The sequence below is a fragment of the Mycobacterium sp. 134 genome (assembly GCF_048282715.1).
GTDB classification, from domain to species: Bacteria; Actinomycetota; Actinomycetes; order Mycobacteriales; family Mycobacteriaceae; genus Mycobacterium; species Mycobacterium septicum.
Genome location: NZ_JBLVUN010000008.1, coordinates 2204347 through 2226141 on the forward strand (window position 1 = coordinate 2204347; position 21795 = coordinate 2226141).

Annotated in this window: 19 protein-coding genes and 2 tRNA genes; 13 read left to right on the top strand and 8 right to left on the bottom strand. The window is 66.7% G+C overall.

All coding sequences use genetic code 11. The annotated features are described in order from the left end of the window. Window positions 1–28 precede the first annotated feature (28 nt). Window positions 29–1714, top strand: a complete 1686-nt coding sequence (locus ACNQVK_RS15355) for a cation:proton antiporter (RefSeq protein WP_418030191.1) — start codon at window positions 29–31, stop codon at window positions 1712–1714. Window positions 1715–1734: 20 nt separating this feature from the next. Here the strand turns inward: ACNQVK_RS15355 and ACNQVK_RS15360 are convergent, their stop codons facing one another. From ACNQVK_RS15360 to ACNQVK_RS15370, 3 genes are all read right to left on the bottom strand, one after another. Beyond that, window positions 1735–2565 (bottom strand): DUF1542 domain-containing protein, encoded by an 831-nt coding sequence (locus ACNQVK_RS15360; protein ID WP_418030192.1) that lies wholly within the window; start codon window positions 2563–2565, stop codon window positions 1735–1737. A gap of 51 nt (window positions 2566–2616) precedes the next feature. Then, window positions 2617–3804 carry a serine hydrolase domain-containing protein gene (locus tag ACNQVK_RS15365; protein WP_418030193.1) on the bottom strand — a complete coding sequence of 396 codons (1188 nt, stop codon included), beginning with the start codon at window positions 3802–3804 and terminating at the stop codon, window positions 2617–2619. 171 nt (window positions 3805–3975) lie between these two features. Then, entirely contained in the window at window positions 3976–4587 is a 612-nt protein-coding gene (locus tag ACNQVK_RS15370; RefSeq protein ID WP_418030194.1) for a maleylpyruvate isomerase family mycothiol-dependent enzyme, read from the bottom strand. A gap of 349 nt (window positions 4588–4936) precedes the next feature. Between ACNQVK_RS15370 and ACNQVK_RS15375 the strand changes: the two genes are divergently transcribed. After that, window positions 4937–5197 carry a hypothetical protein gene (locus ACNQVK_RS15375; protein WP_418030195.1) on the top strand — a complete coding sequence of 87 codons (261 nt, stop codon included), beginning with the start codon at window positions 4937–4939 and terminating at the stop codon, window positions 5195–5197. A gap of 204 nt (window positions 5198–5401) precedes the next feature. Here the strand turns inward: ACNQVK_RS15375 and ACNQVK_RS15380 are convergent, their stop codons facing one another. Then, the gene (locus ACNQVK_RS15380) at window positions 5402–5683 is read right to left on the bottom strand and encodes a GlsB/YeaQ/YmgE family stress response membrane protein (protein WP_418030196.1); all 282 of its coding nucleotides are present in this window, start codon (window positions 5681–5683) and stop codon (window positions 5402–5404) included. A 165-nt stretch (window positions 5684–5848) separates the two neighbouring features. Between ACNQVK_RS15380 and ACNQVK_RS15385 the strand changes: the two genes are divergently transcribed. Both ACNQVK_RS15385 and ACNQVK_RS15390 read left to right on the top strand, forming a co-directional pair. After that, window positions 5849–5995: a hypothetical protein gene (locus tag ACNQVK_RS15385; RefSeq protein ID WP_418030197.1), complete on the top strand. Its 147-nt coding sequence runs from the start codon at window positions 5849–5851 to the stop codon at window positions 5993–5995. Between the two features lie 4 nt (window positions 5996–5999). After that, a complete protein-coding gene (locus tag ACNQVK_RS15390; RefSeq protein ID WP_418030198.1) occupies window positions 6000–6506 on the top strand; it encodes a hypothetical protein in 507 nt (168 codons plus the stop codon). Between the two features lie 729 nt (window positions 6507–7235). Here ACNQVK_RS15390 and ACNQVK_RS15395 read toward each other — a convergent pair. Beyond that, window positions 7236–7309: transfer RNA gene (locus ACNQVK_RS15395), tRNA-Gly, on the bottom strand. Window positions 7310–7432: 123 nt separating this feature from the next. Between ACNQVK_RS15395 and ACNQVK_RS15400 the strand changes: the two genes are divergently transcribed. The 5 genes from ACNQVK_RS15400 to clpX all read left to right on the top strand — a co-directional run bounded on the left by ACNQVK_RS15400 (window position 7433) and on the right by clpX (window position 11999). Next, window positions 7433–7506 (top strand) — tRNA-Pro (locus ACNQVK_RS15400). A gap of 41 nt (window positions 7507–7547) precedes the next feature. Next, on the top strand, window positions 7548–8936 hold the full coding sequence (tig, locus tag ACNQVK_RS15405; RefSeq protein WP_418030199.1) for a trigger factor: 1389 nt from the start codon (window positions 7548–7550) through the stop codon (window positions 8934–8936). A 106-nt stretch (window positions 8937–9042) separates the two neighbouring features. Then, window positions 9043–9645, top strand: a complete 603-nt coding sequence (locus ACNQVK_RS15410) for an ATP-dependent Clp protease proteolytic subunit (RefSeq protein WP_418034174.1) — start codon at window positions 9043–9045, stop codon at window positions 9643–9645. Between the two features lie 20 nt (window positions 9646–9665). Continuing rightward, entirely contained in the window at window positions 9666–10301 is a 636-nt protein-coding gene (clpP2, locus tag ACNQVK_RS15415) for an ATP-dependent Clp protease proteolytic subunit (protein ID WP_209447138.1), read from the top strand. 417 nt (window positions 10302–10718) lie between these two features. Further along, complete coding sequence (gene clpX / locus ACNQVK_RS15420; protein WP_044522656.1) at window positions 10719–11999, top strand: ATP-dependent Clp protease ATP-binding subunit ClpX; 1281 nt, start codon at window positions 10719–10721, stop codon at window positions 11997–11999. Window positions 12000–12073: 74 nt separating this feature from the next. On the opposite strand, the gene fdhD is transcribed toward clpX, so the two are convergent. Then, entirely contained in the window at window positions 12074–12898 is an 825-nt protein-coding gene (gene fdhD / locus ACNQVK_RS15425; protein ID WP_418030200.1) for a formate dehydrogenase accessory sulfurtransferase FdhD, read from the bottom strand. Beyond that, window positions 12898–15189 (bottom strand): FdhF/YdeP family oxidoreductase, encoded by a 2292-nt coding sequence (locus ACNQVK_RS15430; RefSeq protein WP_418030201.1) that lies wholly within the window; start codon window positions 15187–15189, stop codon window positions 12898–12900. Before ACNQVK_RS15430 ends, fdhD begins: the two co-directional genes overlap by 1 nt. A gap of 115 nt (window positions 15190–15304) precedes the next feature. Between ACNQVK_RS15430 and ACNQVK_RS15435 the strand changes: the two genes are divergently transcribed. The 4 genes from ACNQVK_RS15435 (at window position 15305) to ACNQVK_RS15450 (ending at window position 20876) form a co-directional block, all read left to right on the top strand. Then, complete coding sequence (locus tag ACNQVK_RS15435) at window positions 15305–16294, top strand: LysR family transcriptional regulator (protein ID WP_418030203.1); 990 nt, start codon at window positions 15305–15307, stop codon at window positions 16292–16294. Window positions 16295–16466: 172 nt separating this feature from the next. Beyond that, a complete protein-coding gene (locus tag ACNQVK_RS15440) occupies window positions 16467–17993 on the top strand; it encodes a PGRS repeat-containing protein (RefSeq protein ID WP_418030204.1) in 1527 nt (508 codons plus the stop codon). Between the two features lie 14 nt (window positions 17994–18007). After that, window positions 18008–18211 (top strand): hypothetical protein, encoded by a 204-nt coding sequence (locus ACNQVK_RS15445; protein ID WP_418030205.1) that lies wholly within the window; start codon window positions 18008–18010, stop codon window positions 18209–18211. Window positions 18212–18233: 22 nt separating this feature from the next. Next, window positions 18234–20876, top strand: a complete 2643-nt coding sequence (locus ACNQVK_RS15450; RefSeq protein ID WP_418030207.1) for a LuxR C-terminal-related transcriptional regulator — start codon at window positions 18234–18236, stop codon at window positions 20874–20876. Between the two features lie 42 nt (window positions 20877–20918). Here ACNQVK_RS15450 and ACNQVK_RS15455 read toward each other — a convergent pair whose 3' ends face one another. Then, window positions 20919–21794 carry a sugar phosphate isomerase/epimerase family protein gene (locus ACNQVK_RS15455; protein WP_418034175.1) on the bottom strand — a complete coding sequence of 292 codons (876 nt, stop codon included), beginning with the start codon at window positions 21792–21794 and terminating at the stop codon, window positions 20919–20921. Window position 21795 lies beyond the last annotated feature (1 nt).

A 21795-nucleotide genomic window follows, 5' to 3' on the forward strand; every position in this document is an offset into this window, starting at 1 on the left:
GCCGGCGCGGGCACGGGACAATTCCCGGGTGGAATTGATCCTCGTCGTCGTCGGAGCCATCCTCGTCACAGCAATCGCGCACCGCCGTGGGATGGAACCCGCCCTGATCATCGTGGTGATCGGCAGCGCGGTGTCGTTCCTTCCGGGCTTCGAACCACCTGAACTCGATTCGCACATTCTGCTGACGGTGGTGCTGCCGCCGCTGCTGTACTCGGCAGCGCTGGACTTCTCCTTCCCGACGTTCTTCCGCAACATCCGCCCGATCCTCGGCCTCGGTATCGGCCTGGTCGTGGTGACGGCATTCGCCGTGGCAGCGGTCTCGTCCTGGTTGGTGCTGGTGCCACTGACCTTCGGGCTGGCCCTCGTGCTCGGCGCCATCGTCGCGCCGCCGGACGCCGTCACCGCCGTTGCGGTGGGCCGCAAGCTCGGTCTGCCCAAACGGGTGATGGCGATCCTCACCGGCGAGAGCCTGATCAACGACGCGGCCGCGCTGACCCTGTTCTCCATCGCGGTGGCCCAGGTGGCCGGGAGCCACACCTTCATCGAGAACCCCTTCCTGCTGTTCGGGTACAGCGCCACGGTCGGCCCGGTCGTCGGGGCACTGCTGGGCTACGTGACGCTGTGGATTCGCAAGCACCTGGACAACCCGGGCCTGGAAACGGTGCAGGGTCTGGTGGTTCCGTTCGCGGCATTCATCACCGCCGAGGAACTGCACGCCTCCGGTGTGTTGGCGGTGGTGGTCGCCGGCTTCGTGGTCGGCAACGGCGCGATGGGGGCGGGGTACCAGACGCGATTGCAGGAACGCTATGTCTGGAACTCGGTCGACGTGCTGCTCGAGGCATTCGTGTTCGCCTACATCGGTCTGCATCTGCGGTTCGTGCTGCAGGACCTCAACGAAGCCCACGAGTCGCTGGCTGTCGTCGCGGTCGCCTCGGTGATCGTGTTGCTCATCGTGCTGGTGATCCGCCCGCTGTCGGTGTTCCTGATGTTCGGCCGCAACAAGTTGTCCCGGCACATGGAGAGCAAGTTCAGCGTGCCGGTGCCCGACGGTGCTCGCGGTGCCCTCGGCAGGCGCAACCGAAAGCCCAGGGCACGCTGGCGCAGGATGATCGATCGCCGCTCCCTGAGCTGGCGGGAGAACGTCGTCGTGTCCTGGACCGGGATGCGTGGCGTGGTGACACTGGCCGCGGCCGCCGCGATCCCGGCGACCACGGCTTCCGGCGAACCCTTCCCGGAACGCGCCACCATCCAGGCCATCGCGTTCGCGGTGAGTGTGGGCACCTTGCTGATCCAGGGCTGGACCCTGCCCCTGCTGATCCGCCGGCTGAACCTGTCCCGGTTCTGCGACGACCACGCCGCCGACCGGGAGGAGGAACTCAAGGCCGAACGCGTGGTGCACGACGCTGCTGACGATGTGCTCGACGCGTTCGAGGCAGATCCGCCCGAAGGCCTGGATCCCCGCGTGGTGACCGAGATCCGCGCGGTGATCGCCCGGCATTCACAGGACGCAGATGAGATGCCCGACCCCGAGGCGCTCACCAAACGGGCCGCGGTGTTCTCGGGCCTGTACCGCGATGTCCTTGCGGCACAACGCGGTGCGCTCATCACCGAGCGCGATGAAGGCCGAATCGAGGACGAGGCTGTGCGAGCCATGCTCGAGCGTCTGGACCTGCAGGAGGCCGGCGTGTCGGCGCGTCTGGAGAGCCGCCTCTGAAGCTTCGGCTCGGCAGGGGCTCAGAAGCCCCCGAAATCGCCACCACCGAAGTCACCGAAGCCGCCCCCGTCGAAGCCTCCGCCGTCCCAGCCGCTGGCATCCGTACCGCCCCAGTCACCGCCGGCGTCGCCTCCGCCGGTGTCGCCACCGTCGAACCCGCCACCGTCCTGGCCCGCGGCGAAACCGTCGGAATAGCCGTCACCGTAACCGTTTTCGAAACCCTGGGCGCCGTAGTCGACCCCGTGCATACCGGAGAACATCGCGTCGAACAGCAGCACCGAGCCCAGGCCCCAGGCGCCGGCCACCAGGGCCGGCTTCCACCACGGCTCGGAGTACCAGCCGGCGGGCACCGGGCGTCCGGCGACCCGGCCGCCGGGGTAGTAGTTCGGGGTGTTCGCCGAGGGAGTCGGGGAGGCCTCGATCTCGCGGCCCTCGAAGTTGATCCGCCGGTCCTCGGTGACCGCGCCGGCCGAACGTTGCCCGCTCAGCGACTCCAACTCGGGACCCGGATCCATGCCCATCGCGGTACGGGCCGCGCGCACGTAGTAGAGCCCCTCGATGGCGCTCTCCTTGGCCAGCGCAGCCTGCTTGGCGGTGGTGGCCTGATCGATCTGCGAGGACGCCGCGGTGTAGCGCTCGGAGGCGTCGGCCAGTGCCTGCTTGGACGCATCGTCGGAGCCGGTCAGGTTGAGCACCTGCCCGCCGAGACGTTCGATCAGCCGGCGGGCGTCAGCCTTGGCGTCGGCCAGCGACTCCGCGGAACGGCGGCCGTTGGCCTGCGACGAGCTGTAGACAGCGAACGCGATCGCGGCGATGACGAGAACGATGAGTACCAGCAAAACGCTGTTCATGGCGTCCAGCGTACCCACGGAAAACGGCGTTTCCGGGTCCTCGAAGAGAACTCAAATTACGCCGAGAGCGGAGTACACCTCGTTGGACAGCGCGACCGTGCGCGGGTCGGCATTGCACTTGGTGGCGTCGAAATAGTTCATCACGTAGGCGTAGCCGATCCGGTGCTCCAGGTCGACGAAGGCGAACGAACCACCCGACCCGCCGTGCCCGAAGATGCGGGTGTTCGGTCCGGCGATACCGCGCTGGTTGAGCATGTAGCCCAGACCCCAGCCGTGATCGGCGACCCGCGCTCCCAGCACCACGTCGCCGTCGAATCCGCCCTGGGAAACCCGGCAGCGCTCCATGTGCTCGCGGGTCAGGAGTTTCTCCTGGGCCAGCGCGTTGTAGAAGGTCGCCATGCCGAGCGCGGAGACGTGGGCGTTGGTGCTCGGGAACTCGGCGCTGCGCCAGGCGTCCAGGGCCCGCACGCCCAGTTCGTCATCCGGCACGAAGTCCATCGACACCGCCCAGCCGGCCATCGGATGGTCTCCGAGCGAAGCCGGCGGCTCGTCGACCCCGTTGTCGGCCAGCAGGCTGCGCACCGACGGCTTGTTCACCATCTCCGCGCAGCGATGGTGGTGCCAGGCGGGCAGGCCGACGTGGATGTCGGCGCCCAGCGGTTCGGCGATCTCGGTGCGCAGGTACTGACCGAGGGTGCGGCCCGTGACCCGGCGAACCACCTCGCCGAGGATGAAGCCGAAGGTCACCACGTGGTAGCCCTGCGCGCTGCCCGGCGGCCACCACGGCGTCGCGGCTGCGATCCTGGCGCACACCGCGTCCCAGTCGGTCACCTGCTGCCAGCTCATCGGTTCGCGCGGGCCGATCACGCCGGAGCGGTGCCCCAGCACCATGGCGATGGTGATGTTCTGCTTTCCAGCCTGGCCGAACTCGGGCCAGTAGCGGGCCACCGGCGCATCGAGGTCGATCTCACCGCGGTCGGCCAACAGATGGATGCAGGTGCTCAACAGCCCCTTGGATCCGGAATACACGCTGGCCAGGGTGTCCTGCTGCCATGGCCTGGTACCGGCTGCGTCGGCCGATCCGCCCCACAGGTTGACCACCAGGTCGCCCTCGACCCAGACCGCGACGGCAGCGCCGACCTCGTTGTGGTGGGAGAAGTTGTCCGCGAAGGCATCGCGCACCCGGGCGAATTCGGACGTGCAGAAGCCGTCGATCGTATCGATCGGCTGACTTCTCAACAGTCCTCCAGCGGGGCCAACGGACGCGGGTGATGACTCGGCAGAGCGCCGAAACACGTCACTGCCCGATGCTAGGGGCGGCTCGTTAACTGAATCGATGGGCGCGGTCGGATCGTTACGAGGTTGGCGTCGGGTCTGCGCCGATTCGACGCCGGATCGAGACCCGACGGTTCATCGTCCGTACAGGTGGGCCACGCCCGGTCCCTGCAGCTCGCCGGCGACCGCCTCAACGCGCCCCGTCATCGCCAGCAACAGCGCCTCGCCTGGTCCACGGATCTCAGGCCCGCGGCCGGCCGACCAGCCGAGGTCGCCGGCGATCAATCGCAGCCCCCGGGTGCGGCGGGCCCCGCCGATCACCGGGCTGACCCGCGCAAAGGCCAGGGCAGCGAGCAGTGCGTCCGCCGGAATGGTGCGGGACCGCCCGAGCGGGCGCCGGATGTCCTGCTGGTGGATCAGGCACTCGATCAGACCCACCCGGCAGCCGTAGAGCGCGCCCGCACCTGACGGATCGGTGCCGGCCCGCATCAGGATGCGCAGTTCGTCGGGTCCGGCACCGGCGTCGGCCTGCAGCGCGCGGTCGTTGATGCGGTCCACCTGCCCCCGTGCCGCCAGCATCGCCCCGGCGAGCTGCAGCCGGGTCTGTCCCAGATAGGCGATGGTGTGGGCGACGACGTCGCGGACATCCCAGCCCGCGCACAAGGTCGGTGCCTGCCATTCGTCTGGAGCCAACCCGTCGAGCAGATCGGCGAACTCCCGGCGTTCCCGGCAGGCCAGTCTGCGCACGCTGATCACCCGGTTACCGATGCGGGTTCAGTGGCCGGGAGGCATCTGCCGCCAACCGTTGCCGCCCTGCCGATAGTTCATCGACGCCCCCTCGCTCGAAAACCTGACCCGTCCAATTACTCGAACCGTGCAGTCACGAACCCTATACGCGACACCGAAGCCGGGTGGATATCCGCATTTACCGGGTCGCGCGCAAATTTGGTGCAAGGGATTTTTGGTCACATTCCAAACCGGAAACGAATTGACCAAACGCAACAATGGTGTGCCGCGATGTGCATATGTTCCGTAATGCCATACCTGTTGCGACACGACCGTGCGTAACAGGTGTGCACGTCCGAAGGAGATCACGATGGAGTGGTTACTGGGCTTGATCGGCGGACTTATCGGTGGAAATGCGGCAGGCGCCAAGAATGGCCTGGGCGTTGCGGGGAACAGCATCGCCGGTGCCATCGGCGGTGGCGCGACCGGCGCCGTCATCCAAGCGCTGACGGGCAGTGGCATGGATGTCGGTCAGATCGCCGGGCAACTTGTCGGTGGCGGGGCCGTGGGCGCCGTTGTCACCGCGATTGTCGGAATGATGATGAAGGGCCGCAAGTCTCCGGGGCACTAGCCTCAAACCTGTTGCGACGCTTACGGATCGTGCGTGTCACACCTGAGTGCCGAATCTCCGTGCGGCTCCAGGTCGTCATGGCCCGGTCCTGTGGCTTCCGTGTGCGCCAGGCGCCGAAGCGACGGTGGCACGGAGGCTGCCGACGGCAGAAGGTGACTCCGCCGATCGTGGGTACGTGATCGGCGGAGTCGGCGGTTGTTGTGCTCAGTGACCGACGGGCGTGCCGCGCCGGCCAGACAGAGCGGTGTAGATCGCGATCAACACAATCGCGACCACGACACCCACCACGAACGGGATGATGGCGAATCCGCCGTTCGAGTTGGAGTATCCGACTGCGGCGGTGAGCCAGGAACCGATCAGGGCCCCGGCGATGCCGAGCAAGACCGTCATCAGCGTGCTCAGGTTCTGCCGGCCGGGCATGATCAGTCGTGCAAGCGCCCCGATGATCGCGCCGACGACGATTGCGCTGATAATCGCTCCGATCATGTCGTTGCCTTTCGTCCAAACCGACTTCTTGTCATCGGTGTGATACACATCACTTTCCTCCGATTTTCGGCAGTCGGCCAGTGCCGAGATTCGTGTGATACCGGGCGGTGACCTACTCGTGGGTAAACGGCCGTCGCGCGCTTCGGGGCGGGATAATTCGGTGCCATGGCCACCGTGCTGTGGGTACTTGTCGCGGTATTCGCCGTCGGCGTCGTTGCCGGTGGGTTATTGCGGATTCGTGCCTGGCTCGCGAGGCCGGTACCGCCTGAGGTGATCGAGGCGGCACACCGTGACGAGGACAAGGACGACTAGCGCCATGAGAATCACCCTCGTCGGGGCCCTCGCCGTAAGCACCGTGTCGATCCTGGCTCCGACCGCTCATGCTGATCGCGCTGGACCACCACCGCTCTACGGGTATTACAACTTGCTCATCGACTTCTCGAAGCAGACGTTCAATGGAATGCCGACACCGATGAATCCGATAACGGTGCCGGTGGAATTCACCACCAAATGCGACGTGAACGGATGTGTCGCGCGAATGGACAATACGGACGATCACGCCCGCAACCCGGGCGCTCCCGTGGCCTACGAGTACAGGTGGAACACCGACCGTTGGGAAACGAGCGGTGAGTATCCGTACTTCTGCGATCGCAACGACCCGAACAGTGCGGTGCAGGCCCAACGTTCGGATTACTGGATGCCGGACCCTGACGGCAGCTTCTTCGGAACGCGGACCCTCGTCATCGGGGCAGCCGGATGCCCGGGTGAGGGACCGGGCACCCATACGGTGCCGATCGCGCTGGCACCGATCGATCCGCCCTGATCGCCGCGTCCAAAGCCGGCGTCATCGCGTTCCCGCCGCTCGTCAGCAGGTGCCGAGTTGTCTGCACGTTGTCAGAGCGGTTGGTGTCGGTAGCGGCGCGGCGGGTGTGGGCTGTGGCGCGGCCGGCGGTGTCGGCTTGGGTGCAGCGGGTGTGGGCTGCGGTAAGGCCGGTGGGGTGGGGAGCGGTGCGGTAGGTGTGGGCTGCGGTAAGGCGGTTGGTGTCGGCTGGGGCAGCTGCTGCGGCGCTTGCTTCGTCGCCGGAGCGGGGCCGACGGGGCAGAACTGGCCGATGGACACAGTGCTTCCGTTGGCGCACTGAATGCGGGGCAGTGGACAGAGCTGCCCGAATTCCACCGTGCTGCCGTCCGGGCATTCCACTGGAAACAGCGGGAACGACTCGTGGTCCAGCGGCATGATGCCGACGTTCACCGCGGGAATGGCAATGCTTGGCTGTGCGGCTGCGTCCGCGCGTAGTCCGCCGTGGTCCCGCTGTTGGCCGCAACCTATCGTCACCAGAGCGGTGGCCACAGCAATCACCGCTGCGAGAATTTCCGTGCGCGAAAGCCTCATGGTTTTCTCCCGGCCGTCGTGGCCTTACTTTAGGCCCGCACGGCGCTGGGCGAGCGGACTCCGGGGATTTCAGCAAATATCGCGGCGCATCGGGCTCCGGCTCGGCGGGCGGTGATACGCCCCGACAAACAAAAAACCGCCCCATCAGGGCGGTCCTTGTGGAGCGGGCGACGGGAATCGAACCCGCGTAGCTAGTTTGGAAGACTAGGGCTCTACCATTGAGCTACGCCCGCATGTGCAGCATCAGCACTGTACCGGTGTGCCCCCGATCAAAGCCAATTGAATGCTCCGTGCCGTGAGCACGTAGTATCTCGCGTGGTCCGTTCGTGGGTTTTGCCGCGGCGGATGGACCACCACGGGGTGTAGCGCAGCTTGGTAGCGCATCCGCTTTGGGAGCGGAAGGCCGCAGGTTCAAATCCTGTCACCCCGACTCTTCCGCCAATACGAGAGAACTATCTAGGAGCAGGAACAGTGAAGAGCACGGTCGAGCAGCTGAGCCCCACCCGGGTGCGCATCAATGTGGAGGTGCCCTTCACCGAGCTTGAGCCCGATTTCGATCGCGCGTTCAAGGCGCTGGCCCAGCAGGTCCGCCTGCCCGGCTTCCGCCCGGGCAAGGCCCCGCGCAAGTTGCTGGAGGCCCGCGTCGGCCGCGGTGCGGTGCTGGAGCAGGTCGTCAACGACGCGCTGCCGAGCCGCTACAGCGAGGCCGTCTCGGCCTCCGACGTCAAGCCGCTGGGTCAGCCCGAGATCGAGGTGACCAAGCTGGAGGACGGCCAGGAGCTGGCGTTCACCGCCGAGGTCGACGTGCGTCCCGAGATCACCCTGCCCGAGTTCGACGCGCTCAAGATCACCGTCGACCCGATCCAGGTGGACGATGACGAGGTCGACGCCGAGCTGCAGTCGCTGCGCGCCCGTTTCGGCACCCTGACCGGCGTCGAGCGCGGTGCCCAGGAAGGCGACTTCGTCTCGATCGACCTGTCGGCCACCGTCGACGGCACCGAGGTGCCCGAGGCCGCCACCGAGGGTCTGTCGCACGAGGTCGGTTCCGGTCAGCTGATCGAGGGCCTCGACGACGCGATCACCGGCCTGAAGGTCGGCGAGTCCAAGGTCTTCACCACCAAGCTGGCCGCCGGTGAGTACGCCGGCAAGGATGCCGACGTGACGGTGACCGTGAAGTCGGTCAAGGAGCGCGAGCTGCCCGAGGCGGACGACGACTTCGCCCAGCTGGCAAGCGAATTCGACACCATCGGCGAGCTCAAGGAGAGCCTCACCGATCAGGTCAAGCGGGTCAAGAGCGTGCAGCAGGCCGAGCAGATCCGCGACAAGGCCATCGAGGCGCTGCTGGAGCAGACCGAGGTTCCGCTGCCGGAGAAGATCGTTCAGGCTCAGATCGACGACGCCCTGCACAACGCGATCCACGGCCTCGACCACGACGAGGACAAGTTCGCCGAGCAGCTGACCGAACAGGGCAGCAGCCGTGAGGAATTCGACGCCGACAACAAGACGAACGCCGAAAAGGCCGTCAAGACCCAGCTTTTGATGGACGCCGTCGCCGACAAGCTCGATATCCAGGTCGGCCAGAACGACCTCACCGAGCGTCTCGTGCTGATGTCGCGTCAGTACGGCATCGAGCCGCAGCAGCTGATCCAGATCCTGCAGCAGAACAACCAGCTGCCGGCCATGTTCGCCGACGTGCGTCGCGGCCTGACCATCGCCGCTGTGGTGCACGCCGCCACCGTGACCGACACTGACGGCACCGTGATCGACACCACCGAGTTCTTCGGCCCGGCCGAAGCTGCCCAGGCCGAGGGCGAGCAGGACGACGAGGCCACCGACAAGGATGCTGACGCCGCTGAATGACGCTGTGAGCGAACGTGCCCCCGTACGGGAGTGCGTGGCGCCCCAGTTTCGTTAGTGTCGTCAGTACCAACGCGTGAGAGAAAGCAGGTATCCAGTCGTGACTGACATGCGTTCGAACGGGAGCGGGTTCAGCCTCGTCGACTCCGTCTATGAGCGCTTGCTTGCCGAGCGGATCATCTTCCTGGGTTCCCAAGTGGACGACGACATCGCCAACAAGCTGTGCGCGCAGATCCTGTTGCTGTCGGCGGAGGATCCGACCAAGGACATCCACCTCTACATCAACTCGCCGGGCGGCTCGATCAGCGCCGGTATGGCCATCTACGACACCATGGTGCTGGCCCCCTGCGATGTCGCGACCTACGCGATGGGCATGGCGGCGTCGATGGGTGAGTTCCTGCTCGCCGCGGGCACCAAGGGCAAGCGTCACGCCCTGCCGCACGCCCGGGTCCTGATGCACCAGCCGCTCGGTGGCGTCACCGGCAGTGCCGCGGACATCGCCATCCAGGCCGAGCAGTTCCACGTCATCAAGAAGGAAATGTTCCGGCTCAACGCGGAGTTCACCGGCAAGTCGGTCGAGCAGATCGAGGCCGACTCCGACCGCGACCGCTGGTTCACCGCGAAAGAGGCTCTGGAGTACGGCTTCGTCGACCACATCATCACCAGCGCCAACCTCAATGGTTCGGGCCCGACGGCAGGACTGGACAAGTGACCGATCGCATTCATCCGTCATTGGACCCCCGCGTGCAGCCCCAGGCTCGCTACATCCTGCCGTCGTTCATCGAGCACAGCAGCTTCGGCGTCAAGGAATCGAACCCGTACAACAAGCTGTTCGAGGAGCGCATCATCTTCCTCGGCGTGCAGGTGGACGACGCGTCGGCCAACGACATCATGGCCCAGCTGCTCGTGCTGGAGTCGCTGGATCCCGACCGCGACATCACCATGTACATCAACTCGCCCGGTGGCTCGTTCACCTCGCTGATGGCGATCTACGACACCATGCAGTACGTGCGTGCCGACATCCAGACGGTGTGCCTCGGGCAGGCCGCCTCGGCCGCCGCGGTGCTGCTGGCCGCCGGTACCCCGGGTAAGCGTCTGGCTCTGCCGAACGCCCGGGTGCTGATCCATCAGCCGTCGTTGGGTGGAGTGATCCAGGGTCAGTTCTCGGACCTGGAGATCCAGGCCGCCGAGATCGAGCGGATGCGCACCCTGATGGAGACCACCCTGGCCCGCCACACCGGCAAGGATCCCGAGCAGGTCCGCAAGGACACCGACCGCGACAAGATCCTCACCGCGGCGCAGGCCAAGGACTACGGGATCATCGACACGGTCCTGGAGTACCGCAAGTTGTCCGCGCAGGGCAGCTAGCACCGGCCGGCATTTCCAGCGGCAACCTCTGATCCGATGACACACGCCCTGCCCGGTGACCTCCGGTGCGGGGCGTGTGTCGTCCCGGAGGAGAGCGGAAACCTCGCTGACCTGCGGTCGCGGCGACGTAGGAGCGGCGCCGGTACCCTCGACCACGGCGAATGTGACGTGCGGCCACGTCGTTCCGCTATTCGCCGGCGCCCCGCAACGACACGCCAAGGTCACAGTCAGCGTGCCGCCGGGTGAGGAGCCGCCAGGAGAGATATGTTCTCCTGCACACGAACAAATACCACCGGAGCGATTCGGCCTTATCGGTCGCACCGCGACGGAACGAACGGGTAGCGTCGGGTTTACGCCCGAAGTAACCCAGCAAGTGGCGTAACGACCGACTGCAAACAGGAAGTAGGACCCCCCCACATGGCGCGCATTGGAGACGGCGGTGACCTGCTGAAGTGCTCGTTCTGCGGCAAGAGTCAAAAGCAGGTCAAAAAGCTCATTGCCGGTCCGGGCGTGTACATCTGCGACGAGTGCATCGATCTGTGCAACGAGATCATCGAGGAGGAACTCGCCGACGCTGACGACGTCAAGCTCGACGAGCTGCCCAAACCCGCGGAGATCCGGGACTTCCTCGAGGGCTACGTCATCGGTCAGGACACCGCGAAACGCACGCTGGCGGTGGCTGTCTACAACCACTACAAGCGCATCCAGGCCCAGGAGAAGTCGCGTGATTCGCGCTCTGAGCCGGTCGAGCTGACCAAGTCCAACATCCTGATGCTGGGCCCCACCGGCTGCGGTAAGACGTATCTGGCGCAGACCCTGGCCAAGATGCTCAACGTGCCGTTCGCCATCGCCGATGCCACCGCGCTGACCGAGGCCGGCTATGTGGGCGAGGATGTCGAGAACATTCTGCTCAAGCTGATTCAGGCCGCCGACTACGACGTCAAGCGCGCCGAGACCGGCATCATCTACATCGACGAGGTCGACAAGATCGCCCGCAAGAGCGAGAACCCGTCGATCACCCGCGACGTCTCCGGCGAGGGCGTGCAGCAGGCCCTGCTGAAGATCCTGGAAGGCACTCAGGCGTCGGTTCCGCCGCAGGGCGGCCGCAAGCATCCGCACCAGGAATTCATCCAGATCGACACCACCAACGTGCTGTTCATCGTGGCGGGTGCGTTCGCGGGCCTGGAGAAGATCGTCTCCGACCGGGTCGGCAAGCGCGGTCTGGGGTTCGGTGCCGAGGTGCGGTCCAAGGCCGAGATCGACACCCAGGACCATTTCGCCGAGGTGATGCCGGAGGACCTGATCAAGTTCGGTCTGATCCCCGAGTTCATCGGCCGTCTGCCGGTCGTGGCCTCGGTGACCAACCTGGACAAGGAATCCTTGGTCAAGATCCTCTCCGAGCCGAAGAACGCTCTGGTCAAGCAGTACGTCCGCCTGTTCGAGATGGACGGCGTGGAGCTGGAGTTCACCGAGGAGGCGCTGGAGGCGATCGCCGATCAGGCTATCCACCGTGGCACCGGTGCCCGCGGCCTGCGCGCCATCATGGAGGAAGTCCTGCTGCCGGTGATGTACGACATCCCCAGCCGCGACGACGTCGCCAAGGTGGTCGTCACCAAGGAGACCGTGCAGGACAACGTGCTGCCGACCATCGTGCCGCGTAAGCCGTCGCGTTCGGAGCGGCGCGACAAGAGCGCCTGACTTTTCGCCGAGATTGCACTGAGGGTCGTGATCCCAGCCGGATCACGACCCTCAGTGCATTTTCGACGCTGTACTCAGAAGAGCACCCGGTCTGGGCGGGTGTAGATGTTCATCGAATCGCCCCGCAGGAAGGCCACCAGGGTCAGGCCGGACTGGCCGGCCAGATCGACGGCAAGGGAGGACGGCGCCGACACCGCGGCCAGGATCGGGATGCCCGCCATCACGGCCTTCTGGGTGAGCTCGAACGACGCCCGGCCGCTCACCAGGAGCACCGTGGCGGTCGACGGAATCCGGCTGTTCTCCAGCGCCCAGCCGATCACCTTGTCCACGGCGTTGTGCCTGCCGATGTCCTCGCGGACGACGAGCATGGTGCCATCGACGGTGAACAGTGCGGCGGCGTGCAGGCCGCCGGTGCTGTTGAAGACCTTCTGCGCATCGCGCAATTGCGCGGGCATCGCCGAGAGCACCGCGGCGGGAACGGTCGACGGGTCATCGCCGGGGCAGTGCTTGCTGCTCAACCGCACTGCCTCCAGCGAGGCCTTGCCGCACACCCCGCACGACGAGGTGGTGTAGAAGTTGCGGGTCACGTCAACGTCGGGTTTGGGGACGCCGGCGGCCAGGGTCGCGTCCAACACGTTGTAGCTGTTGACCCCGTCTACGTCGGCGCCCCGGCAATAGCGCACGGACACCAGGTCTTCACGCTGTGCGATCAAGCCCTCGGTGAGTAGAAACCCTTGGGCCAATTCGACATCGGCGCCCGGGGTTCGCATCGTGACGGTGATGGGTGAGCCGTCGACGCGGATCTCCAACGGTTCCTCGACCACCAGGGTCTCAGGGCGGGCCTCAGCCGTGGCGCCGGTCAGGTGGTGGGCGCGACGGCGGGCGGTGACCCGGCCCACTAGGCCCGCTCCAATCGGATGACGACGGCCTTCGACACCGGCGTGTTCGACTTCTTCGCGGTGTGATCAAGCGGCACCAGTGGATTGGTCTCGGGATAGTAGGCGGCGGCGTTGCCGGCCGGCGTGGAGTACGGGACGATCAGGAAGTCCTTGGCGCGCCGCTCCTGTCCGTCGAATTCGGACACCAGATCCACGCGATCACCCTCGGCGAAACCCAGCGCCTCGATGTCGGCCGGATTGACGAACACGACGCGGCGCCCGCCCTTGACCCCGCGGTAGCGGTCGTCCAGGCCGTAGATGGTGGTGTTGTACTGGTCGTGGCTGCGCAGGGTCTGCAGCACCAGGCGGCCCTCGGGCACCGGTACCCATTCCAGCGGCTGAACCGAGAAGTTGGCTTTACCTGTGGTGGTGCGGAATTCGCGGGAATCGCGGGGAGGGTGGGGGAGCTGGAACCCGTCGGGCTGACGCACCTTGCGGTTGTAGTTCTCGCAGCCGGGCACCACATCGGCGATCGCGTCACGGACGCGGTCGTAGTCGGCATTGAACTGCTCCCACGGCACCGGATGGTCGGTGCCCAGTACTGCGCGAGCCAGCTGACAGACGATCGCCACCTCGCTGCGCAAGTGCTCGCTCGGCGGTGTCAGGCTGCCGCGGGACAGGTGCACCATCGACATCGAATCCTCAACGGACACCATCTGTTTTCCACCGGCCTGGAAATCCTTGTCGGTGCGTCCCAGCGTGGGCAGGATCAGGGCGGTGCGGCCGTGCACCAGGTGACTGCGGTTGAGCTTCGTCGAAATCTGAACGGTCAGAACACAACTGCGCAGCGCGGCCTCGGTGACCTCGGTGTCGGGAGTGGCCGAGACGAAGTTGCCGCCCATCCCGATGAACACGCCGGCCCGGCCGTCGCGCATGGCCCGGATGGCGTCGACGGTGTCATAACCGTGCTTGCGGGGGCTGGCGATCCCGAATCGGTCGTCGAGCGCATCCAGGAATTTGTCGGGCATCTTCTCCCAGATGCCCATGGTCCGGTCGCCTTGGACGTTGGAATGGCCGCGCACCGGACAGACCCCGGCCCCGGGCTTGCCGATCATGCCGCGCAGCAACAGCAGGTTGGTGGCCTCACCGATGGTGGCCACCGCATGGTGATGCTGGGTCAGGCCCATCGCCCAGCACACCACCGTGCGCTGGGAGGAAGCCAGCAGGTCGGCCACCCGCTGCAGCTGAGCCCGGTCGACGCCGCTGGCCTCGGTCACCGTGTCGAGGTCCACGCGGCGGCTCTGCGCGGCGTACTCGTCGTATCCGGCGCAGTGCGCGGCGATGAACTCGTGATCGACGACGGTGCCCGGAGTACGTTCCTCGGCCTCCAGCAGCAGCCGGCCCAGGCCGGCGAACAGCGCCATGTCCCCGCCGATGCGGATCTGCACGAACTCATCGGCGATAGGGACGCCGTGCCCGACGACACCGTTCACCTTCTGCGGGTCCTTGAACCGGATCAGCCCGGCCTCGGGAAGCGGGTTGATCGCAACGATCTTGGCGCCGTTGGCTTTTGCCTTCTCCAGCACCGACAACATGCGCGGGTGGTTGGTGCCCGGATTCTGCCCGGCGATCAGGATCAGGTCGGCCTCGGTGACGTCCTCGACGGTGACCGAGCCCTTGCCGATACCGATCGACTCGGTCAGCGCGGTGCCCGAGGATTCGTGGCACATGTTCGAGCAGTCGGGCAGGTTGTTGGTGCCGAAGCTGCGGACCATCAGCTGATAGAGGAACGCGGCCTCGTTGCTGGTGCGTCCGGAGGTGTAGAACAGCGCCTCGTCGGGGGAGGCCAGCGCATTGAGGTGCTCGGCGATCAGACGGTAGGCGTCATCCCATTCGATCGGCCGGTAGTGCTCCTCGCCGGGTGCGAGCACCATCGGCCGGCTCAGCCGGCCCTGCTGGGACAGCCAGTACTCGGGTTTGGTCCCCAGCTCGGCGACACTGTGCCGGGCGAAGAACTCCGGTGTGACCACCCGCTTGGTGGCCTCCTCTGCGACCGCTTTGGCACCGTTCTCGCAGAACTCGGCCAGCTTGCGGCCACCGTGCTCCTCGGGCCACGCGCAGCCCGGGCAGTCGAACCCGTGCCGCTGGTTGAGCCTGGTCAACGCCGCGGCAGTGCGCAGCGGACCCATCTGCTCGAAGCCCCGTCGCATGCTGACCAGGACTGCCTCGACCCCGGCCGCTTCGTGCTTGGCGCCGGTGCTGATGACGTGGTGCTCGTCGTAATCGGCATCGATGTCCTTGGCACGGGTCATGAACCCAATCTAGTCCCCGAAAACTGCGGGTTGCGCCGGTTGACGGGCCTCGATATTCGATATTTCACATGCAGTGATAGATGCTTTCTATCGAACGTGATGAAGGCGGGGAGCCATGGCGAGTGATGTGCTGCTCCAGCAGCTCGACTACCTGCTGGCGTTGGCGACCGAGCGGCACTTCGGCCGGGCGGCCGCGCGGTGCCACGTGAGTCAACCGACGCTGTCGGTGGCGATCCGCCGGCTGGAGCGCGAGTTGGGCATCGTCATCGTGCAGCGGGGCCATCGCTTCGAGGGATTCACCGAGGAGGGGCAGCGCGTCGTGGCGTGGGCGCAGCGGATCGTCGCGGAACGCGACGACATGCTCGCCGACATCGACCGCATGCGCGGACGGTTGACCGTCACGGCCCGGATCGGTGCCATACCGACGGCGGTGCCCACCGGGCCGTTCATCACCACCGAGTTCCTGCGCCGCAACCCGGCGGCGTCCGTGCGCATCGAAGCCTTGTCGTCCCGTGAGATCGCGCGGCGGTTGGCCGATTTCGAGATCGACGCCGGGTTGACCTACCTCGACGACGAAACCCCGCCCGGAACCACCTCGGTGGAGATGTACCGGGAGCGCTATGTCCTGATCGCGCCCGCCGATCACGCACTGATGCGCCAACCCGAGATCGCGTGGTCGGATGCGGCTGGACTGCAACTCTGCGTGCTGACCACCACGATGCGCAACCGGCGCATCCTCGATGCCAACATGGCCGCCGAAGGGGTGCGCTATCGCCCTGTGGTGGAGGCGGATTCGGTCGACGCGCTTTATGCGCACCTGACGAACTCGACGCGCGCGACCATCGCCTCCACCGCGTGGTTGCCACAACTCGGGGTGCCTCCAGGCTTTACCGCGCGGCCGATGGTGCAGCACGGTCCGCGCCCGGCGATCGGACTGGTGGTGCTCGACCGGGTACCCGCGTCGATAGTGGCGGCCGCGCTCGTCGAGGTGGCCACCGCTCTCGACCTTGGCAGCCGGATCGACGGGACGCCCCCGCCGAGCGAGGGCGTTGAGTTTCAGGCCGACCAAGTAGCTCACCCGGGAGTGCATCCCGATTCCAAGTAGTGCCCTACGGGGTCGCCGGGTGGCGTCGTCGGTCAATGTCGTCTGCGGAGCAGCGTCGAGTGAACCGAGGGTCGTGATGGCAAACCGTGGTTCGAGTGGTCGGCATCGCCGGAAGCGCGATGGCGGAATGTCAGGGTTACGGTCGGGGTCGGCTCTGATCGCTGTTGCAGCCGTGACAGCGGGGGCGTTCGTGGTGATCAGTCCGCCGGAACCGAACGCGATCCAGCGGCACCAATCGACCGGCCTGCGCTGGGCTCCTGCGGCGTTCGCCACGCCGAACCGTCTGTTCGCGGCCGTGGCGAGGGCGGCCGCAGCACGACCGGTGTCTGCCGATATCCGGGTGCCCGATGTCGGAAGCGACCTCGGCTTCGCCTGGGATGGTACTGCTGTCCGGCCGCTGGCGATGGTGAGTTCGACGCGCTTCGAGCCGTCGGCGCGTGTGTTGCCGGAGCGCTCGGGCTCGAACCAGGTCCGAGTGATGTTGGCGCGCAACACATTATCCAGCCCGGAATCCTCTGTGTCGTCTTCAGTGCCGGTGGTGGCCATCGGTCCAGGTACATCTCCCGCGGACTTTCTGGCGGCCGTGGTGGCGGTGTTCGTCAGCAACGGCGATGAGCCGGGCGAGAACGGTGGTCTGCTCATCGGCAACGGGGCCGACGGCGGGCCGGGCCAGGATGGCGGCAACGGTGGCCTGTTGTTCGGCAACGGTGGCCGCGGCGGGAATGCGGTGGTGGTCACCGTCGACGGACAAACGATGGTCGCACAGGACGGTGGTAACGGTGGGCACGCCGGGTTGTTCGGTAACGGCGGCGCGGGCGGCGACGGGGCGTCGGTGACCGACGCGACCCAACCCGGGAACTGGAGCGGTATCGGCGGTAAGGGTGGGAACGGCGGCAACGGTGGGCTCCTGTCCGGAAACGGCGGCGCCGGCGGAGCAGGCGGGGTCGCCGAGATCACGCGTGAAGCTTCCGGCGGGGACGGCGGCAACGGCGGCCGGAGCGGATTGTTCTCCGGTGATGCGGGCGACGGTGGCGCCGGCGGAGCGGCGCGCTCCGACACCGGCAGGGATTCCACCGGCGGCTCCGGCGGCGATGGCGGTGACGCCGGCCTGCACGGCACGGGCGGGCAGGGTGGCAACGGAGGCGCGGCGAACACCGGCCAGTCCGCATCGAACGTCGCGACCGCGGGAAATGGCGGGGCCGGGGGCGACGGAGGCGCGTTGACCGGTGATGCCGGCGACGGTGGCCGGGGCGGCAATGCCGACAACGGCTCGCAGACGACAGCCGGAACGGGGGGTGCCGGAGGCAATTCCGGGCGGTCGGGTACGGCGGGCGACGGCGGCCGAGGTGGCGACGCGAACTCCAGCGGTGGCCGACTCGTCGCCGGCTCAGGCGGCCGAGGTGGCAATTCGGCGTCCGACCGAACCGGTGGCCGGGGTGGCGATGGCGGCGATTCCTTCGCCGGCCAGCCCATCTCCAACAGGGCCGGCGACGGCGGCCGCGGCGGAGACAGCAGGAAGGGCGTCGGAGGAACCGGCGGCAACGGCGGCACAGCGACGTCCGCATTGGGCGGCAACGGCGGCAAGGGTGGTGACGGCGGCAACGGCCGCACCGGAGGATCTGGCGGCAACGGTGGTTCGCCCGGCGGTGCCGGCGGCACCGGTGGTGACCCCGGCGGCAGCGACGGCTCTGACGGATAGGCCAGCCGGCTGGCATGGCCACGCTCGACGATTATGAGGCAGCACTACGACGACTTCCCGAAGCGCATTCGCTGGCTCTGCGCCTGCACGATGCCGGGGCCGCCGACGACGTGATCTGCGGTTACCTGCACATCGAGGCTGCGAGCCTGCCGATCTTGCTCGACGTGGCACGGCGAAAGTTGCACACCGTACTCAGCAAAGCTTCGGCCGAGGACTGACCAAGCCGATAGCATCTGCGCCATGGTGCCGCGGTGGCCACTGACGGGCCGTGCCGAGGAGCTGCTCGTCATCGATGAGGCGCTCGCTGCCGGCGAACACGCCGGCGTCGTCATCGCCGGTCCGGCCGGCGTCGGGAAAACCCGGCTCGCACGCGCCGCTGCCGAATCTGCTGCGCACTCGGGCTGGTCCGTGCATCGCGTCGCCGGCACCGCCACCGGACGTGCCGTCACGCTCGGAGCATTCGCCCGATGGGTCGACGACACCGACGCCTCACCACTGGCGTTGGCGCGCAAGGTGTTCGCCGGTTTGACAGCCCATACAGGCGACGGACGGCTGCTCTTGCTCGTCGACGACGCTCACCTCCTTGACGACCTGTCGGCGCTCGTCGTCCACCAGTTGGTGCTGCAGCAGGTCGCCACCGTCGTCGCCACCATCCGCACAGGTGAATCCGCGCCCGACGCGGTGTCGGCCTTGTGGAAGGACGGCCAGTTGCAGCGGCTGGAACTGCAGCCGTTGTCCCGCGACGAAACCGTGGACCTCCTGCGCCGCGTCCTAGACGGCGAGGTCGACGCCGGTTGCGCTGACCGGATGTGGAATCTGAGCCGTGGCAACGTGCTGTTCCTGCGGCATCTGGTGGAGTACGAACACGTATCGGGCGCGCTCAGTCAGGTGCAGGGCCGATGGTGCTGGGCAGCAACATCATCGGTTTCACCATCGTTGATCGAACTGGTGGACATGCAGATCGGCACCGTGCCGGACGACGTGCGCGAGGTCGTGGATCTGGTGGCGATCACGGAACCTGTCGACCGGGTGGTGCTGGCTGCCCTGGCCGATCAGGAATCGATCGAGGACGCCGAACAACGAGGCCTGATCGCGGCTGCCCCCGACAGTGACAGCATCTATGTTGGCCATCCGCTGTACGGGGAAATTCGGCTGAGCCAGTGTGGCCCGCTGCGGCTGCGCAGATTACGGGGACGCGCTGCCACCGCGATGGTGCAGGGCAACGACTGTGAGCCGCTTCGGCTGGGCCTGCTCTGGCTCGAATCTGATTTGCCGCCCGATGCGGACATCTTGGCTCGGGCTGCCGGCATCTCCGCGTTGCGGCTGGACTTCGTCCTCGCCGAACGGCTGGCGCGTGCCGCGGTCGAGTCGCAACCGAGCCCGGCGAACAAGCTCCAGTTGGCGCACATCCTGTACTTGCAGGAAAACGGCGAGGCGGTGGAGGAGATCCTGAACAGCCTGGATGCGCAGGGGCTCGCTGTGCCCGGCTTTCTCGACGGCGCCATCATCCGGGCCGCCAATCTGCTTCTACCGCTGCGCAATCCGCAGGGCTCCCGTGATGTGCTCGACGCGGCGCTGAACTGCGGCGACGACGACCGCAACCATGCGCTGCGCACGTTCCGGGCGGTCGGGTGCGCCATGGCCGCCGAACACACCGAGGTGATCGAGACGATGACCGCAGTGGACTACGACCGGCTGGACAACTACGGCAGGGTCGTCGGCTACGCGGCTGAAACGCTCGCGCTCGGGGATCTCGGCCGTATCGACGAGGCCGCCGACCGCGCTCGGGCGGGTCACCGTGTTCTCGACGAATCACCCATGGATTCGTTTCACGCCACCGGCTTGGCCGAGTTCCACGCTTACGCCCTGCTCGCTGCCGGCTATCTGGACGAGGCGGTGACAGTCGCCGAGCGCGGATACCGACGGTGTGCAGAGTTACCCGGCGTGCCCCGGTCGATGGCCGTCGCGGCGATGGGCATGACCGCACTCGCAAAGGGTGACCTGGTGACTGCGCTACGCCAATTCAACTCGGCCGGAGAAAGTTTGGGCAGCTATGGTCAAACCTCCGGCCTCTTCTATCGATTCAGGATCCTGCACACCGAAGCGCTGGCCCGGTCCGGCGACATCGACGGCGCCGTCGCGTCCCTGGAGGATGTTGAACGCAGCCGGCATCCCTCGTACGAATACGTCACGTCCGACTATCTGCTGGCCGGCGCATGGGTGTCGGCCGCACGGGGACGTACCGCAGAGGCGCGCGAGACAGCCTTGCACGCGGCCGAATTCGCCCGGACCCACGGACAGCCGGCCCGTGAAGTGCGGTGTCTGCAGACAGCGGTCCAGTTGGGCGACGTCCACGGTGGCCAACGGCTGGCCGAATTGGTGGATGTGGTTCAGGGGCCCAGGGCTCCGCTGGCACACCGCTACGCACACGCTCTCACCGCCGATGACGCCGCCGCGTTGGACGCCGTATCGGTCGAGTTCGAGCAGATGGGCGATGCCCTGGCTGCGGCCGACGCCGCAGCGCAGGCGGCGGCGTCGCACCGGGTGACCGGCCGCCGGGGCAGTGCGCTCACCGCAAGCGCGCGGGCCTGCTTGCTGGCCGAGCGGTGCGGCGGCGCGGTCAGCCCCGCATTGGCCACGGCACGAGTGCCACTACCGTTCACGCGGCGAGAGCACGAGATCGCCGGACTGCTGTCCCGCGGCCTGTCGAACCGGGACATCGCGGCGGCAACCTCGCTGTCGATCCGCACTGTGGAGGGCCACATCTATCAAGCCAGTGTGAAGGCCGGGGTGTCGTCGCGGTCCGAGCTCTCGGATCTGGTGCAGCAGTTCAACGGTCTTGACTCCGTCGGCTCGCCCGCTCGAACGGACCTCCCGGGCTAGAGCACCGAGACAGCGGATGCTGCCAGACCAGGCGAGCGGAGGTCATCCGCGGTACTTCGCGACGTACCCGGACATGGTCTTCAGCTGATATCGCGACACGTCATGGGCGTTCTCGTCCTCGGCGAATACCGAGGACACCATGACGGTGTCGTCCCGGTCGTAGAAGCCGATCTCGGCCAGTCCGCCGAAGAACTCGTCCCAGTTGATGTCGCCGTCACCGATTTTCAGGTGCTGGTGCACCCGCACCGGGTTGCCCGGCGGGTTGGTGATGTAGCGCAATCCATGGCTGCGGTGGTGGTCCATGGTGTCGGCGACGTGGACCAGGCGTAGCTTGTCACTGGCGGCGCGAATGATCTCGATCATGTTCGAACCCATGTGGAACGTATGGCAAGCCACGTACACCATGCCGACGTTGGGGGAGTTGACCCCGCGGATGATCCGCACCGCCTCCAGCCCGTCCTCGACGAAATCGTCTGGGTGCGGGTCGATCCGGACGTCGATGCCTTCGCGTTCGATGATCGGCAGCAGTTCCTCCATCGACCGGAAGAACGCCCGCTCGGACTCCTCGGCCTTTTCGGGTCGGCCGGAGAATTCGGTGTTGATGACGTTGACGCCGAGGTCGACGGTGATCTGGATGACCCGTTTCCAGTTGCTTACCGCGGCCTCGCGGGCGTCGGGGTCCGGGCTGGACCAGCGCAGCACGGGCAGCACCGAGGCGATCCCGACGCCGGCGTCCGCACAGGCCTTGCGGAACTTGGACACCAGGTCGTCGTCGGCACGCGGATGGTTGAAGAACGGGATGAAGTCGCGGTGCGGGGTCAGTTGCAGGTACTCGTAGCCGAGTTCTGCTACCAGACGCGGGAATTCGAGTAGCTCGTAGTCGTGGTGGAACGGTGTCGGATCCAGCGCGATCTTCACG